This is a genomic window from Corynebacterium nasorum (genome assembly GCF_032821635.1).
In the GTDB taxonomy this organism is placed as follows: domain Bacteria; phylum Actinomycetota; class Actinomycetes; order Mycobacteriales; family Mycobacteriaceae; genus Corynebacterium; species Corynebacterium kefirresidentii.
The window spans coordinates 104,320-118,189 of the sequence record NZ_JAVBIE010000004.1; the positions used below are offsets into that span (position 1 = coordinate 104,320).

At 64.5% G+C, this 13,870-nt stretch carries 13 protein-coding genes, 1 tRNA gene and 1 other RNA gene; 5 read left to right on the forward strand and 10 right to left on the reverse strand.

Going from position 1 to position 13,870, the window contains the following annotated elements; all coding sequences use genetic code 11:
• Positions 1–5: 5 nt before the first annotated feature.
• From RAE07_RS04925 to RAE07_RS04935, 3 genes are all read left to right on the forward strand, one after another.
• Entirely contained in the window at positions 6–1,283 is a 1,278-nt protein-coding gene (locus tag RAE07_RS04925; protein WP_239207834.1) for a Mur ligase family protein, read from the forward strand.
• A complete protein-coding gene (locus tag RAE07_RS04930) occupies positions 1,276–2,049 on the forward strand; it encodes a type 1 glutamine amidotransferase (protein ID WP_317001433.1) in 774 nt (257 codons plus the stop codon). Before RAE07_RS04925 ends, RAE07_RS04930 begins: the two co-directional genes overlap by 8 nt.
• A gap of 109 nt (positions 2,050–2,158) precedes the next feature.
• Entirely contained in the window at positions 2,159–3,259 is a 1,101-nt protein-coding gene (locus RAE07_RS04935; protein ID WP_316330995.1) for an HNH endonuclease signature motif containing protein, read from the forward strand.
• A gap of 48 nt (positions 3,260–3,307) precedes the next feature.
• Here the strand turns inward: RAE07_RS04935 and RAE07_RS04940 are convergent, their stop codons facing one another.
• The 6 genes from RAE07_RS04940 to ffs all read right to left on the reverse strand — a co-directional run bounded on the left by RAE07_RS04940 (position 3,308) and on the right by ffs (position 8,751).
• Positions 3,308–3,964, reverse strand: a complete 657-nt coding sequence (locus RAE07_RS04940; RefSeq protein ID WP_316330994.1) for a recombination mediator RecR — start codon at positions 3,962–3,964, stop codon at positions 3,308–3,310.
• A 128-nt stretch (positions 3,965–4,092) separates the two neighbouring features.
• Positions 4,093–4,404, reverse strand: coding sequence for a YbaB/EbfC family nucleoid-associated protein (locus tag RAE07_RS04945; RefSeq protein WP_317001435.1), 312 nt, complete (start codon positions 4,402–4,404; stop codon positions 4,093–4,095).
• Positions 4,405–4,466: 62 nt separating this feature from the next.
• Positions 4,467–6,758: a DNA polymerase III subunit gamma and tau gene (locus tag RAE07_RS04950; protein WP_200288375.1), complete on the reverse strand. Its 2,292-nt coding sequence runs from the start codon at positions 6,756–6,758 to the stop codon at positions 4,467–4,469.
• Between the two features lie 18 nt (positions 6,759–6,776).
• On the reverse strand, positions 6,777–7,358 hold the full coding sequence (locus RAE07_RS04955; RefSeq protein WP_239207830.1) for a hypothetical protein: 582 nt from the start codon (positions 7,356–7,358) through the stop codon (positions 6,777–6,779).
• Positions 7,321–8,592 carry an aspartate aminotransferase type Ic gene (locus RAE07_RS04960; protein WP_317001437.1) on the reverse strand — a complete coding sequence of 424 codons (1,272 nt, stop codon included), beginning with the start codon at positions 8,590–8,592 and terminating at the stop codon, positions 7,321–7,323. The genes RAE07_RS04955 and RAE07_RS04960 overlap by 38 nt, the downstream gene beginning before the upstream one ends.
• Before the next feature lie 60 nt (positions 8,593–8,652).
• Positions 8,653–8,751, reverse strand: an RNA gene (gene ffs, locus RAE07_RS04965) — signal recognition particle sRNA small type.
• 179 nt (positions 8,752–8,930) lie between these two features.
• Here ffs and RAE07_RS04970 point away from each other — a divergent pair.
• Positions 8,931–9,019, forward strand: a tRNA-Ser gene (locus RAE07_RS04970).
• 90 nt (positions 9,020–9,109) lie between these two features.
• Here RAE07_RS04970 and RAE07_RS04975 read toward each other — a convergent pair.
• Genes RAE07_RS04975 through gluQRS form a run of 3 tightly spaced genes read right to left on the reverse strand, consistent with a single transcriptional unit; the run spans position 9,110 to position 11,932 of the window.
• Complete coding sequence (locus RAE07_RS04975) at positions 9,110–9,445, reverse strand: hypothetical protein (RefSeq protein WP_317001438.1); 336 nt, start codon at positions 9,443–9,445, stop codon at positions 9,110–9,112.
• Positions 9,446–9,455: 10 nt separating this feature from the next.
• Positions 9,456–11,036 carry a cation:proton antiporter gene (locus RAE07_RS04980; protein ID WP_200288377.1) on the reverse strand — a complete coding sequence of 527 codons (1,581 nt, stop codon included), beginning with the start codon at positions 11,034–11,036 and terminating at the stop codon, positions 9,456–9,458.
• Positions 11,037–11,047: 11 nt separating this feature from the next.
• Positions 11,048–11,932, reverse strand: coding sequence for a tRNA glutamyl-Q(34) synthetase GluQRS (gene gluQRS / locus RAE07_RS04985; protein WP_317001439.1), 885 nt, complete (start codon positions 11,930–11,932; stop codon positions 11,048–11,050).
• Positions 11,933–11,965: 33 nt separating this feature from the next.
• Here gluQRS and RAE07_RS04990 point away from each other — a divergent pair, with 33 nt between their 5' ends.
• Complete coding sequence (locus tag RAE07_RS04990) at positions 11,966–12,640, forward strand: queuosine precursor transporter (RefSeq protein WP_524535619.1); 675 nt, start codon at positions 11,966–11,968, stop codon at positions 12,638–12,640.
• Here the strand turns inward: RAE07_RS04990 and tgt are convergent.
• On the reverse strand, positions 12,625–13,869 hold the full coding sequence (gene tgt, locus RAE07_RS04995; RefSeq protein ID WP_284799283.1) for a tRNA guanosine(34) transglycosylase Tgt: 1,245 nt from the start codon (positions 13,867–13,869) through the stop codon (positions 12,625–12,627). The two genes, RAE07_RS04990 and tgt, sit on opposite strands and share 16 nt — an antisense overlap.
• Between the last annotated feature and the right edge of the window lies 1 nt (position 13,870).

Consider the following 13,870-nt stretch of genomic DNA (forward strand, 5'->3'; position numbering starts at 1 on the left):
GGGACATGAGTTTTAGAGTCCCGGGTGCGCTGAGGAAGTTGCGCACCACCACCGCCACTACCGCCGCGAAGCTGGCCACCACCGCTTCCCGCGCCACCGGCCGTGGCGCCGGCGGAATGATCGGTGGTCTAATCGCCAATGCCATTGACCCTTCCATCATGACCAACCTGGGCGGTGGGCGCCCGGCCGTGCTAGTGACCGGCACCAACGGCAAGTCCACCACCACCCGCATGCTAGCCGCTGCAGTCCGCGCCGAGCACACCGTAGCCACCAACGACGGCGGTGACAACATGGATGCCGGCATCATCTCCGCACTCATGGCCGGCAAGGACGCCTCCCACCTGGTACTCGAGGTGGACGAGCTCCACGTGCCCCACGTAGCCGATAACCTGAACCCGCAGGCGCTAGTTCTGCTCAACCTCACCCGCGACCAGCTCGACCGCGTGGGCGAGATTAATAAGATCGAGCGGGCTCTGCGCGGCGCTGTGGAAGCCCACCCGGACATGCTCGTCATCGCCAACTGCGATGACGTTCTGATGACCTCCGTGGCCTATGACGCCAAGAATGTCATCTGGGTTTCGGCCGGCGCCGGCTGGCTCGGCGATTCCGTTACCTGCCCGCGCACCGGCGGGCACGTCGTGCGCACCGAGGATGACTGGTACGCCGTCAAGCCGCTTGCCGACGGCCGCGAATTCCGCCGGCCGCAGCCAACGTGGGGCGTCGATAAGCATGGCATTATCACCCCCACCGCTAAACGCCCCCTGAACCTGGCGCTGCCTGGCCGTGCTAACCGGGGCAACGCGGCCCAAGCCATCGCTGCCGCCGTCGCAGGCTTCGGCGTGGACCTCGACAAAGCCATTGCGGCCGCCGAAAGCATCGATGATGTGGCCGGTCGCTACTCCACCATTCACTGGCGCGGCCGCGAGATTCGCTTGCTGCTGGCCAAGAACCCGGCCGGCTGGCAAGAAGCACTGTCCATGGTGGACCGCAGCGCCGATGGCTTGATCATCGCCACCAACGGCCAGGTGGCCGATGGCATTGACATGTCCTGGCTGTGGGACGTGAAATTCGAAGGCTTCAATGGCCTCAGCGTGAAGGCCGCCGGCGAGCGCGGCACCGACCTGGCGGTGCGCCTGGTCTACGCCGATATCTCCCACGAGCTCATCCCGGATCCGCTCGATGCGCTCGCCGCCTGCCCGGAGGGTCGCATCGAGGTCCTCGCCAACTACACCGCCTTCCGCGATTTGAAGAAGGCGCTTTCCAAGGAGGCCACCAATGCTTAATATCGGCCTAGTGCTTCCCGACGTCCTCGGTACCTACGGCGACGACGGCAACGCCCTCGTCCTGCGCCAGCGCGCCCGCATGCGCGGCTTCGAAGCGGAGATTCACCCGATCCGCTTGGGCGAGCCCGTGCCCGAGATGCTGGATATCTACACCCTCGGCGGCGGCGAAGATACCGCGCAGATTCTGGCCGCGGACCACCTGATTTCCGATGGTGGCCTGAGCCGCGCCGCCAACGCCGGCCGCCCGGTCTTTGCCATTTGTGCTGGCCTGCAGGTCCTGGGTGAGTCCTTCCGCGCCTCCGGTCGCATCATCGACGGCGTCGGCCTGCTCGATGCCACCACGGCCGGCATGCAGGACCGTGCCATCGGCGAGGTGGCTTCCAAACCCACCCACGCTGGAGTTACCGCGGACCTCACCGAGCCGCTGACCGGTTTTGAAAACCACCTGGGCGCCACCATCCTTGGCCCCTCCGCGCAGCCCCTCGGCACGCTCACGCGTGGCAATGGCAATGCAGACCAGGCCGCCACCGCCGACCTTGCCGATGGCTCCACCCAGCGCACCTACGAAGGCGCCGTCCAAGGCAGCGTCATCGCCACCTATATGCACGGCCCGGCACTGGCCCGAAACCCGCAGCTGGCCGATCTCCTCCTCGCACAAGCGATGGGCGTGGCCCTCGCGGACCTCGAGCCGATTGAGATTCCGGCCGTCGACCGCCTGCGTGTCGAACGTTTCAACGCCTCCGAGCCCCCGCGCTCCCAAAGATAGGCCCAAGCCTGTGGATAACTGCGCCCGACGGCCTTGAAACTCCGAGTTATCCACAGGCCCGGCCGCTGCCCCTTGTAGCCGCGCATCCCACGCCAATAGGCTGCGGGGCATGACATTATTGGAGCAGCTGGGCGACATCGCTAAGCGCGGCGTGGATCTTCTCGAAGAGGCCCACGCCGCCTCCAGCCTGCCCCTGCCCGCGGACCAAGCGCGCACCCTGCGCCGGACCGCCGCGGCCTTTCTCTCGCCCACCAGCCATTCGCGCTACCAAGCCCGCGCACTGGCCGCCGCGCGCCGCAATCACCACTGCCTAGAGACCCTCGCGCTTATCGCCCGTCGCTCGCGCAGCATTAGCGACCCCACCAAGCGCTGGCAATTCCGCGAGCAGCTCTGCGCCACCGCCGGCACCACCGCGCATGTCTCGCGCGCGGCTACCCGTCTGCTGCGCGAACTCAACCCTCCGCCCGAGCGCGAAGACGGCGGACGCCGGATAATGCACGGGGAGAAAACCACCCTGAGTTTCACCGGCCCCGCCGCACAAATGGCCGATATCTGGGCCGCCGCTAAATCCGACCCGCTAGCCTGGCTTAACGGCTCCCGCGCCGCCGCGCCCGCTACCGTGACTACCAATGTCATCATCGAGCTGCCGGACTACCTGAAAATCCTCGCCGGAAACGGCGATGATATCCGCCTCGCTATGACCAACGGCGCCACCATCACCGGCGCCGAACTAGTCCGCCGCACCCTAGCCGGCGCGGGACTCTTCACGCTCATCCATCCCGAGCGCGGCCCAGTCAACCTCTACCGCACCCGGCAGGCCTCCGCAAAGCAACGCCGCATGCTCGAGGCCGAAGGCGCCCGCTGCGCCTGGCCCGCTTGCCGACGCCCCGCCTCCGAATGCCAAGCCCACCACCTCCTGGAATACTCCCGCGGCGGCCACACCCATCCTGAGAACATGACGCTATTGTGCCCGTATCACAACTCCATCAACGGGCTGCCGGGCCGCGGCCGGATGGCGCGCATTCGGGGCCGGATCGCCTGGCTCCTGCCCGCTAGCCAGGACAGGCATACACACATAGGGCACAGCAATGAACCCGGCAACAGGCGAAGCGGGCGCAGCAGCAGATGCAGTACGACGACAAAGGAGACGCACGGCCCGCCGGTATTCACCGGCCGAGCGCGAACCGGGCCCACGGCCGCGGTGCCCTAGCCGCTGTAGCTCCGCATTCGCCCAGTACTGGCCGGGGCGCTCAACGTGCTATATGGTCAGGCGGCCGGAAAGCGCCCGAGACAAGGTGAGCTCGTCCACAAACTCCAAATCGCCTCCGAGCGGCATGCCGGAGGCCAACCTGGTGATCTTCAAATCAGGGAAGTCGCGCAGCAAGCGCACCAGGTATGCGGCGGTCGCCTCGCCCTCCGTATTGGGGTCGGTGGCGAGAATGACTTCGTGGATGGTGGGGGTGGCGTCGTAAAGCGGGGTTTCGGGGGTGGAGTCTGCAAGCTCTCGGTCCGGCAACACGCCGCCTAGGCGCTGCAGCAGTGTGGAGATATTCAAATCACGCGGACCCACATTCGCCAGCGGGTCCAACGCGCCGCCCAAAACGTGATAGCGGCCCTCATACTCGCCGGTGCGCTCAATGACCTGGATATCCTTAGGCTCCTCGACCACGCAGATAGTAGTGGCGTCGCGCTGCGAGTTAATGCAGATGCGGCAGACATCCTCACGCGAAATATTGCAGCAAATGCGGCAGAAGGTCACGCCGTCGCGCACCGCGCCCAGCGCGTTTTGCAGCCGCTCGATGTCCTCGGGTTCCATGTGCAAAACGTGAAACGCGATGCGCTGCGCCGACTTCGGGCCGATTCCCGGCAGGCGCGAAAACTCGTCGATGAGGTCTTGCAGAGGTCCTTCAAACATCAATTACTCCCAAAATCGGCAAAAGCCGCCGCCCCACCCCGGGGCAACGGCCTTATATCGTATCGCGCGGGCTACTGGTTGCCGCCGAAGACATCCTCAAAAGACGGGCCTCCCTGGCTACCCATGCCCTAGGACAGCGGGCCAATCTTTTCCTGTGCCAGGCGTCCGGCCGCAGCGTGGGCCTCCTTGAACGCACCCATAACCAGGTCCTGCAGCGTATCGACGTCCTCTGGATCCACGATGGACTTATCAATCTGCAAGTCCACGAGCTCGGCGCCGCCAGTCATGGTCACCTTGACCAGGCCATTGCCTGCCTGGCCCTCGACGTTGGTAGCGAGGATTTCTTCCTGCGCCTTCTGCAGATCCGCCTGCACCTGCGCGGCCTGCGCGATGAGGTCGTTCATGTCATTTGCCTGCTGCATTGGGTCTTGGTCAGCCATGGTGTTTCCTTTCTAAATCAACTTTAAATTTCGCTACCGCCCGAGTGTACCGTGCTCGCCGCCTAGGCACGCCGCGCGCCTAGTTCCCGCTCCAGCAATTCCATAGCTACCTCGGTAGCGCTGCGATGATCCATTTCACCGGTGGACTGCGCGGCCTCCATCATGTCGCGTTCTTCGTCATCGCGGGTATAGGCCGGCGGTTCCTCGGGCGGTACCTCATCGGGCTCCGGCTCGGGTTCGGGCGGCAGCGGCACGCCGTTGCTGAACTGCGATTCATCGCGCTGCTTGGCGGCCTGCGTCGCCCGTGCGATGCGCGAGCGCCAGCCCGGCGTGTTTTCCTGCTTACTCTCCGCCTCCTGGTCGTCGGCAGGCTCGCGCGCGGGCTGATTCGGTGTCCACGCCTCCTTGCGCTGCGCCGGCCGTGGGGCATTGAAACCGGCGGTCTTCGGGTCAGTGCCTACCACGCAGGTCACGGCCACATCGCGCTGGAACTCCTCCTTGAGTACCTCCACGATAACGGCGTTATTGGCGGGCGCATTGATTCGCTCGGCAAGGGCACCGGTGGTGTGTCCCAGCGTTAGCGTGCCATCGCGGAAGCCAAGCACGCGGGCTTCGGCAAGCATAATTTCCGCTACCTTATTCCGCTTTCCGACGCTCCCCCTCAACGCCACCCATTTCTCCCTCACGGCTTCCGCAAAGTCGCCTTCCGGCTCTTGCGTTGCCTGCGGTTGCGCCGTTTCCGACACTCTTTCCGACGCCGTCTCCGCAGCGGGCTGGCCCCCAGATCGCGCCGTTGCTTCCTGGGCGGATTCCTCCGCGCGGGCCGGTACGGGTTTCTCCAATGGCTCGCGCTGCTCCTGCCGCTCCTGCTGGGCCGGCGCCGACTGCGGTATGCGCCGTTCGCGCTGCCACGGATCCTGGGACTCTTGCGGCTCCGGCTCCGGCTCCGGCTCCGACTGCGGCTCTACCTGCGGCTGCTGTTGTTGCTGCGGGGTTTGCTGCTCGGCGGACGATTGCGCGGTCTTAGCCGGGGGCTGGGTTTGCGTTTGCGGCTGAGGGGCGGGCTCAGAGCCAGCGGAGTGCTGCTCCTGGGACTTGGCGCGACGGCGCGCGATAATGGCGGCCGCAGCGGACTGGGGGTCTTGGGCACCTGCGACAGCTGAGGTTGCCGCGGCGGCACCGCCCGGGGTCGCTGAGCCGGCAGGCACGGGCGTTCCGGGCGCGGCCGCGGGGACGGTGGCGCCGGTGGCCGCGGGGCCGGTGGACCCGATAAGCAGGTGCGCGCACATGATTTCCAGCAGCAGGCGCGGCGACGTCGCGCCGGTGAGATCGCTGATGCGGTCGTTGACCGTGGAAGCCAAGTAGGTCAGCTGCGGGCCGGAAAAACGCTGCGCCTGGGCGGTAAGCACAGAAGCGCGGTCGGTGGGCGCGGAGACGAGGCCGGCCTCGATAGCGCCGGGCACAGCCTGCAGGATCATCAGATCGCGCAGGCGGTCGAGCAAATCGATAGCGAAGCGACGCGGGTCGTGGCCGGCCTCGATGACATGGTCCACCATCGCGAAGAGGCCGGGTTTGTCTTGGTTGGCGAGGGTGTCGATGGCGTCGTCAAGCAGCGAAACATCGGTGACACCCAAAAGCGGCCGGGCGAGGTCATAGGTCAGGCCATCGGGCCCGGCACCGGCCAGCAGCTGGTCCAGCAAGGACAACGTATCGCGCGGGGAACCACCGCCCGCCTCAATGACCATGGGGTATACGGCGTCCTCGACATGCACGCCCTCGGCCGCGACGGTGCGCTGCAGCAGGCCCTTCATGGCCGGTGGGGTCAGCAGGCGGAAGGGATAGTGGTGGGTACGCGAGCGAATGGTGCCGATGATTTTCTCCGGCTCCGTGGTCGCGAAGATGAAAATGACGTGCTCGGGCGGCTCCTCTACCACTTTGAGCAGCGCGTTCGCACCGGAGGGCGAAATCATATGCGCCTCGTCGATGATGAAGATGCGGTAGCGCGATTCGGCCGGCGCGTAGTAGGCGCGGTCGCGCAGCTCGCGCATGTCCTCCACGCCGTTGTGCGAGGCGGCGTCGAGCTCCGTCACGTCCAAGTTTCCGGGGCCGCCGGGGGCGAGGGAGACGCAGGAATCGCATTTACCGCACGGCGTCGAGGTCGGCCCGTGCTCGCAATTGAGCGAGCGGGCCATAATCCGCGCCGAGGAGGTCTTGCCGCAGCCGCGCGGGCCGGAAAAGAGGTAGGCGTGGTTGATGCGCCCTGCATCAAGGGCGGCGGATAGCGGCGTGGTGACCTGCTCTTGGCCCACGACCTCCGCGAACGTTGCTGGACGGTATTTCCGGTATAAAGCCACGGTTAGCCAGTTTACCGGCTAACCCTCGCGCGACCAGTCCAGCAGGTCAATGCCCTGCTCGGCCACTGCCCCCTGCAGCTTGCCGACGCCCTCTTCTACCCCAAACGCATATTCCGAATCTGTCAGCATGACCAGCTGCAGGATGAGGGTCAGGCGGCCCTCTTCGCGAAACTGCGGGGTCTGCCCGCCCCACAGGTACGGCGCGATGAAGAGTCCGTGGTGCACGGTAATTCCCGGCGCGTCGAGGATGGACGGCAGCATCACGCCCGGCTGCGCCGGAAGCAGACCGTCGGCCTTCTCGAAAGTATCGGCCGCGGCGTTTACGGCGGCAGCCACCTCGGGCTGCCCGGTACGCGCCACCGTCAACAGCTCGCAGCGCACATCGGTGCCGTCGTCCTGGCTCTGCAGGCCGGTGTCGGTGTTATTGAAGGTGGTGGTGAGGGCGAGCGATTGGGCGTCGGCAAGCGCGGCGAGGCCTAGCCGGCGCTCATCGACGTAGCGGAACTCCAGCGGCGCCGGGATAATCTCGCTCAGCCACAGGGCAGACTCGTCGGCGTTGATTTTAGGCCCCCAGCTTCTCCACGGCGGCAAGCAGCACACAGGTAGCGACGCCGTCCATCGCGGCCTCAACCTCTTCCTGCGGCGGCAGGGTTGGGGCGAGGCGGATATTGCGGTCATTGTCGTCCTGGCCATAAGGGAAGGCCGAGCCCGCCTGGGTAAGCAGGATGCCGGCGTCGCGCGCAAGCTCCCAGACGCGGTTGGCGGTGCCGTCGACAACGTCGAGGGAGATGAAGTAGCCACCCTTCGGGTTGGTCCACTGCGCCACCTCGTACTCGCCCAGGCGCTTTTCCAGGATGCGCAGCACCGCATCGAACTTCGGCTTAATCAGCGCGGCGTGGCGGCGCATTACCGCGCGCACCCCTTCTGCGGAGCCGAAGAACTCGTGGTGCGCGAGCTGGTTGATCTTATTCGGGCCGATGCCGCGAATGCCGGCATGCTCTAGGTACCACTCGAGGTTATCCTCCGAGGTGCCGAAGAAACCCACTCCCGCGCCCGCGAAGGTAATCTTCGAGGTGGAAGACATGGCCCAGAAGCGGTTCGGGTTGCCTTCTTCCGCGGCGATATCCAGAATCGGCAGGATTTCCGGGAATTCTTCAGTCAAGGTATGCACGGCGTAGGCGTTATCCCACACGATGCGGAAATCCGGTGCGCCGGCCTGCATACGGGCGAGGCGACGAGCCTTATCCTCAGAAATCACAGCGCCGGTGGGGTTGGCGAACATCGGCACCACCCACATGCCCTTGACTGTCGGGTCCGCCACCAGCTTTTCGACGGCCTCTACATCCGGCCCGTCTTCCTCCATCGGTACCGTCACCAGCTCGAAGCCAAATTGCTCCGTGATGGCAAAGTGGCGGTCATAGCCCGGCACTGGGCAGATCCACTTGAGTTTTTCTTCCTTGCTCCACGGCTGCGCGGAATCATTGGTGCCGAAGAGGAACGCCCAAGAAATCAGGTCAAACATGATGTTCAGGGAGGAAGAATCTGCGGCCACGAGCAGCTCGGGGTCAATGTTGGTCAGCTTGCCCCAGATGTCGCGCAGTTCCTTGATGCCCTTTTGGTTGCCGTAGTTACGCAGGTCGTTTCCGGCCGCGTCGGTGTAATGTCCTAGGCCGGGCAGCGCCAGCAAATCATTGGAGAGGTCCAGCTGTGCCTTGGCCGGCTTTCCGCGGGTCAGGTCCAATTTCAGGCCCTTAGCCTTAAGGTCCTCGTAGTCCTTACGGACCTGGGCGGCGAGCTCCGCGAGTTCGGACGATTCCAAAGTAAGAAGCGACATGCGTATGTCTACCTTCCATGCATAGGGCGACTTTTAGCCCCCAATAGTAACGCACGCCATACAAAAAGGGGACCCCGCGCACCCGTCAGAGCCTCCTGACCCTTGCTGCATTCCTGCCCTGGGGGAGTTCAGAGGATGGACGCCACGCGGAATCCTGTCCCATACTTTAACGCCCGAGCGCCGGTTTAGCCAAATGGGACTCCGGCGGCGCAGCCCTCCGCCGCTCGCGGGTACCGCTCTCGATACCTAGCCACCACACAACGGTTAAAATTCCCCGAAAACACGACCTGACCTGGCGATTGGTAAAATAATTGCCACGGCTGCTAATGTTTCTTCTCGGAGGATTCGACTAGCGGCCTATGTCACACGCCTGGAACGCGTGCGGGGTTCACGCCCCTCGTGGGTTCAAATCCCACATCCTCCGCCACAAGAAATCCCGGCTCCTGCTGCATAGCAACGGAGCCGGGATTTTTGTTATACCTGCGCTTGGCCGCGCTAGCCGACGCCGCGCTAGCCGCTAATCGATGACCGACGGTTCGTAGCCGTCTTCTTTTAGCCACGCAATATGCGGCGGGGTGTTCATGCCCCACTCAGTGCGCGCCCAGAGGAAGGCCTGGGCGACCTCGGCCTCGGGATAGCCTCCGTCGCGCAGGTACTGCCGGAAGCCGTTCGGGCCCGAGTCCTTGATCCACAGCCAGACGTAGTCGTCGAGGGAGTCGTCGGCAAGCAGGCCTTCGAGCCCGGCCGGCACAGACTCGCGCTCGGCGCGCACGCGATCCGCCAGATCCTGGTCGAGGAAGTCATAGAGGTAATCCAGCGCGTCCTCAAGCTGCGCATAATCGAAGGCATTCATGCCGCCCAGCCTAGTGGCGCTTGGTGCCCAGGACCATGCGGTCGATTTCTTCCAGCACCTCGTCCACGATGGCCGGGTTATAGGCGCGATAGCCGCGCATGCGCAGCAGCTCCTCCTGTGCCGCCGTCAGAGCGGTCCGGCGGGCCTCCAGAGCCACGTGGCGGAACTGCCAGGCGCGTTGCTTGCGGGAGTCTTCGGAAACATCCTCGCCATCACCAATCCGGTCTTCCAGCCATTGGATAACGTTGGCGGAAATTTCCGGATCCACCTTTTCGGCGTCGGGCGCTATATGCCCATCCGGCCGGAAGTTCGACAGTGCCTCGATGCTGGCCGCACGCGCACGGCCAACCACGGCAGCGCGCATCTTATCGCTGGCAATCTGGGAGGCTTCCGTGAGGTCGAGTCGCTCCATCAACCACGGCAAGAGCAGGCCGGGCACCACCATCGTGGCCAGCAAGACCGTCAACGCGATGACGGCGAGCTCATGGTGGAAACTAAACACGCCCGCCGGGATGGACAAAACCAGCGCCAAAGTGACAAGTCCACGCATGCCGGACCACGTCATCAGCAGTACCTCTTGCAGGCGCAGCGGCGCCACGCGCGGGCGGCCGCGGGAGACGTTGATGCGGTAGTAGGCATACATCCACACCAAACGGACAACAAAGGCCACGAGGGACAAGATGACGCCCACGACCACCGAATGCCACAGGTCCGAGCCCACTTCGCCGATGGCGGTATTGACCGTCAGGCCAATGAGTCCGAAGGCCACGCCGGTAAAGAGCAGTTCGATGGTCTCCCAGAAGGACTGACCGGATAGGCGGTCCTCGGCCTGGATATCGGCCCGGGAATTAAGTTCTACGGCCGCGATGACCACGGCGATAACGCCGGAGGCACCGAGTTCCTCCGCGATGAGGTAGACGGCAAATGGCGTCACCCAGGTCAGCGCGTTGCGCGCGGTGACGTCGTGGACGTGGGTGATAAACAGCGCCACCAGCCGGCCGACGATCCACCCCAGGCCGCCCGCGACGAATGCGGAGTAGAAGAAGTTCAGCACGCCGCCGCCGAAGGAGAGATCATCGCCTTGGGTTACGGCCGTCAAGGCAAGATTGAAGGCGACGATAGAGGCGGCATCGTTAAATAGGCCTTCGGTCTGCAAGGTGGTGATAATACGCCGCGGGATGCCGGCGGGCTCGGCCACGGCATCGACTGCGACGGGGTCCGGTGGGGCGATGGCCGCACCGATGAGGATGGCGGCGGCCAGGCTAATGCCGGGTAAGAAGGCGTAGGCCGTGGCACCGACGGCCAGCGTGGTGGCGACAACCAACAGCACGGAAAGGCTCAGGATGGTCACCCATTGTTCGCGGATAACGCCCCACGAGGTGCGCCGGGCCAGCGCCCACAGCAGCGGCGGCAGGAAAATCGGCAGGATGAGCTCGGTGGGCGGCTCAAACCTGGGCAGCCCCGGCACGAAGACGGCGCAAGCGGTAATGATCGTCAGCAACGCCGGCCACGGCAGCCCAATCTTGTCACCGATGGCGACGACGAACACGGTCAGCAGCATGAGCCCAATGAGCACCAGAAGAACGTCCATGGTCCCAGATTTTACCCGCGCCAGATATAGGGATCAGGGCTTAAGCGGTCGGGCGCGAATTGCGCGAGCAGCTCTGCGGCACTGTGAGCTTCGTACCCCAGCGAGGCCGCCAGCTGCTTGACGACGTCCCCCATTTCCCGCATGGTCACCACACCATCGCGCTTGGCCAGACGTTCGCCAGATTCATTGAGCACGAGCGGGACGTGGATATATTCCGGCGGCTCGATACCGAGCAGCGAGGCGAGGTAGGCCTGGCGCGGCGCCGAGGAGAGCAAGTCATCGCCGCGGACCACCTGGTCGATGCCCTGGAAGGCATCGTCGACGACGACGGCCAAGTTATACGCCCAACCGGTGTCCTGGCCGCCGCGGCGCAGGATGAAGTCATCGACGTCGCCGGTATAGGTTCCGTGGAGGGCGTCGTGGATGGTGAATGTGGGGACGTCGGCAAGCAGGCGCAGGGCAGGCTGGCGATTCTGGGCAGCAAGCTCGGCGCGCTTGGCCGCCCGCTGGTCGTCGGTGAGGTTGCGGCAGGTCCCCGGGTACTGGCCGGGAATAGCGTGCGGGGCCCGGGAGGCTTCGCGGATGTCCTTACGCGAGCAATAGCACTCGTAGGTGGGCAGCTGGGCCAAGGCTTGCTCATAGGCAGCGTCGCGATCGTGCTGGTAGATGACCTCACCGTCCCAATCCAGTCCGAGCGCGCGTAGGTCCGCCAGCTGGCGCTCGGCCGATTCCTGGGAAGAGCGCTGCTTATCGATGTCCTCCACGCGCACCACAAAGCGCCGCCCCGTCGAGCGGGCAAAAAGCCACGCCAGAAGCGCCGTGCGGAGGTTGCCAAAATGCAGATCGCCAGAGGGGCTCGGCGCATAGCGGCCGGCGCCGGTGGTCGCAGAATTCATGCCCACAGTCTACGGACTGGCACAATGGCGGGTATGGAAAAAACGAACGGCGCTGAAGTGCACTTCATTCCCGTCCGCTCTACTCTCTACCCTTGGCTGGTCACCGTGTTTGTGGTGACCTTCCTGATTTCCAATATCAACGCCACCAAGGGCGTCCAGCTCGGCCCGCTGGTGACCGACGGTGCCTTCTTTCTATTCCCGCTGGCCTATATCGTCGGCGACGTGCTCTCCGAGTGCTATGGCTTTAAATCCACCCGGCGCGCGGTCTACATCGGATTCGCGATGGCCATCTTGGCGGCCGTGTGCTTCTATATCGCCATTTGGCTGCCGGCGGCCGATTTCTATGAGGGCCAGGAGGCCTTCGCGGCCACGCTTGGCCTGATGCCGCAGATTCTGTCCGCCTCGCTAGCCGGCTATCTCGTGGGCCAGCTACTCAATGCCTGGACGCTGACTGCGATGAAGAAGCGCTCGGGCGAAAAGGGGCTTTTCGCGCGCCTTATCGCCTCTACCGTGGTGGGCGAGTTCGGCGATACGCTGCTGTTTTGCGCCATCGCCGCGCCGGTAATCGGCGTGGACACCGTGGGCAGGTTTATTAACTACGTCATCGTGGGATTCGTGTGGAAGACCCTGATGGAGGCCGTCATGCTGCCGGTGACGGCCATGGTTATCTCGTGGGTTAAAAAGCGCGAGGACTACTTGCCGGCGTAGTAGCGGCCGAGGAATTCATCGCGGTAGGCCTCGTAGTAGCCGCCGTCGATGGCGGCGCGGATATTATCCACCAGGCGAATCATGAACTCCACGTTGTGGATGGTGCACAGCGTACCCGCAAGGAATTCCTTCGCCTTGAGCAGGTGGTGCAGGTAGGCGCGGGAATAGTTCTCGGATACGTAGCCGCCGAATTCCTCGTCGACGCCAGCGAAATCGCGCTTAAAGCGCGCATTGGTGAGGTTCATGCGGCCGTCGAGGGTGTAGACGCCGCCGCGGCGCGCCAAGCGGGTCGGCGCCACGCAGTCGAAGGTGTCGGCACCGGCCTCGACTGCGGTGAAAATATCATCCGGCTCGGAGATGCCGAGCAAGTGGCGCGGCTTGTCCTCGGGTAGCTCATCGCAGACCCAGCCAACGATGGTGCCCAGGTTTTCCTTCTCTAGCGCGCCGCCGATGCCAAAACCGCCAAAGCCGCGCTTGCCTTCCTCGCGGGCGGTGCGATCGAGGTCGAGCAGGCCGCGGGTGGCCTGGCGGCGCAGGTCCTCATACTGCGCGCCCTGAACGACGCCCCACAGGGACTGCTTCGGCCGATGGGTGCGCTCGCGAGTGAGGCGGTCGTGCTCATCCAGGCAGCGCTTAGCCCAGCGGTGCGTGCGCGCGACGGATTCTTCCTGGTAGGTACGCGTATCAACGAGCGTGGTCAGCTCGTCGAAGGCGAACATGATGTCTGCCCCCAGCCCGTGTTGGATCTGCATGGACTTCTCGGGGGTGAAACGGTGCTTGGAGCCGTCGATAACGGATTTGAAATCCACGCCGTCCTCGTCCACCTGCGCCATGCGCTCTTTCTTTGCCGCGCGGATGTCCTTATCGCTAAGTTCCGCGATATCCATCGCAAGGACCTTCTTGAAACCTACGCCCAGCGACATCACCTGGAAGCCGCCGGAGTCGGTATAGGTCGGGCCGTGCCAGTTTTCAAACTCCGCCACGCCGCCGGCCTCGTCCACAATGTCGTGGCCTGGCTGCAGGTAAAGGTGGTACGCATTCGACAAAATGGCTTGCGCGCCGGTGGAGCGAATCTGCTCCGGAGTCAGGGTCTTTACCGTGGCTTTAGTGGCCACCGGGATGAAGGCCGGGGTCTGAATATCGCCGTGTGGGGTGCGGATGACACCGCTGCGGCCGTGCTTGCCGGGACCTTCGGGCAGGCGCTTGCCGATGTCGAAGCTCAAGTCCATT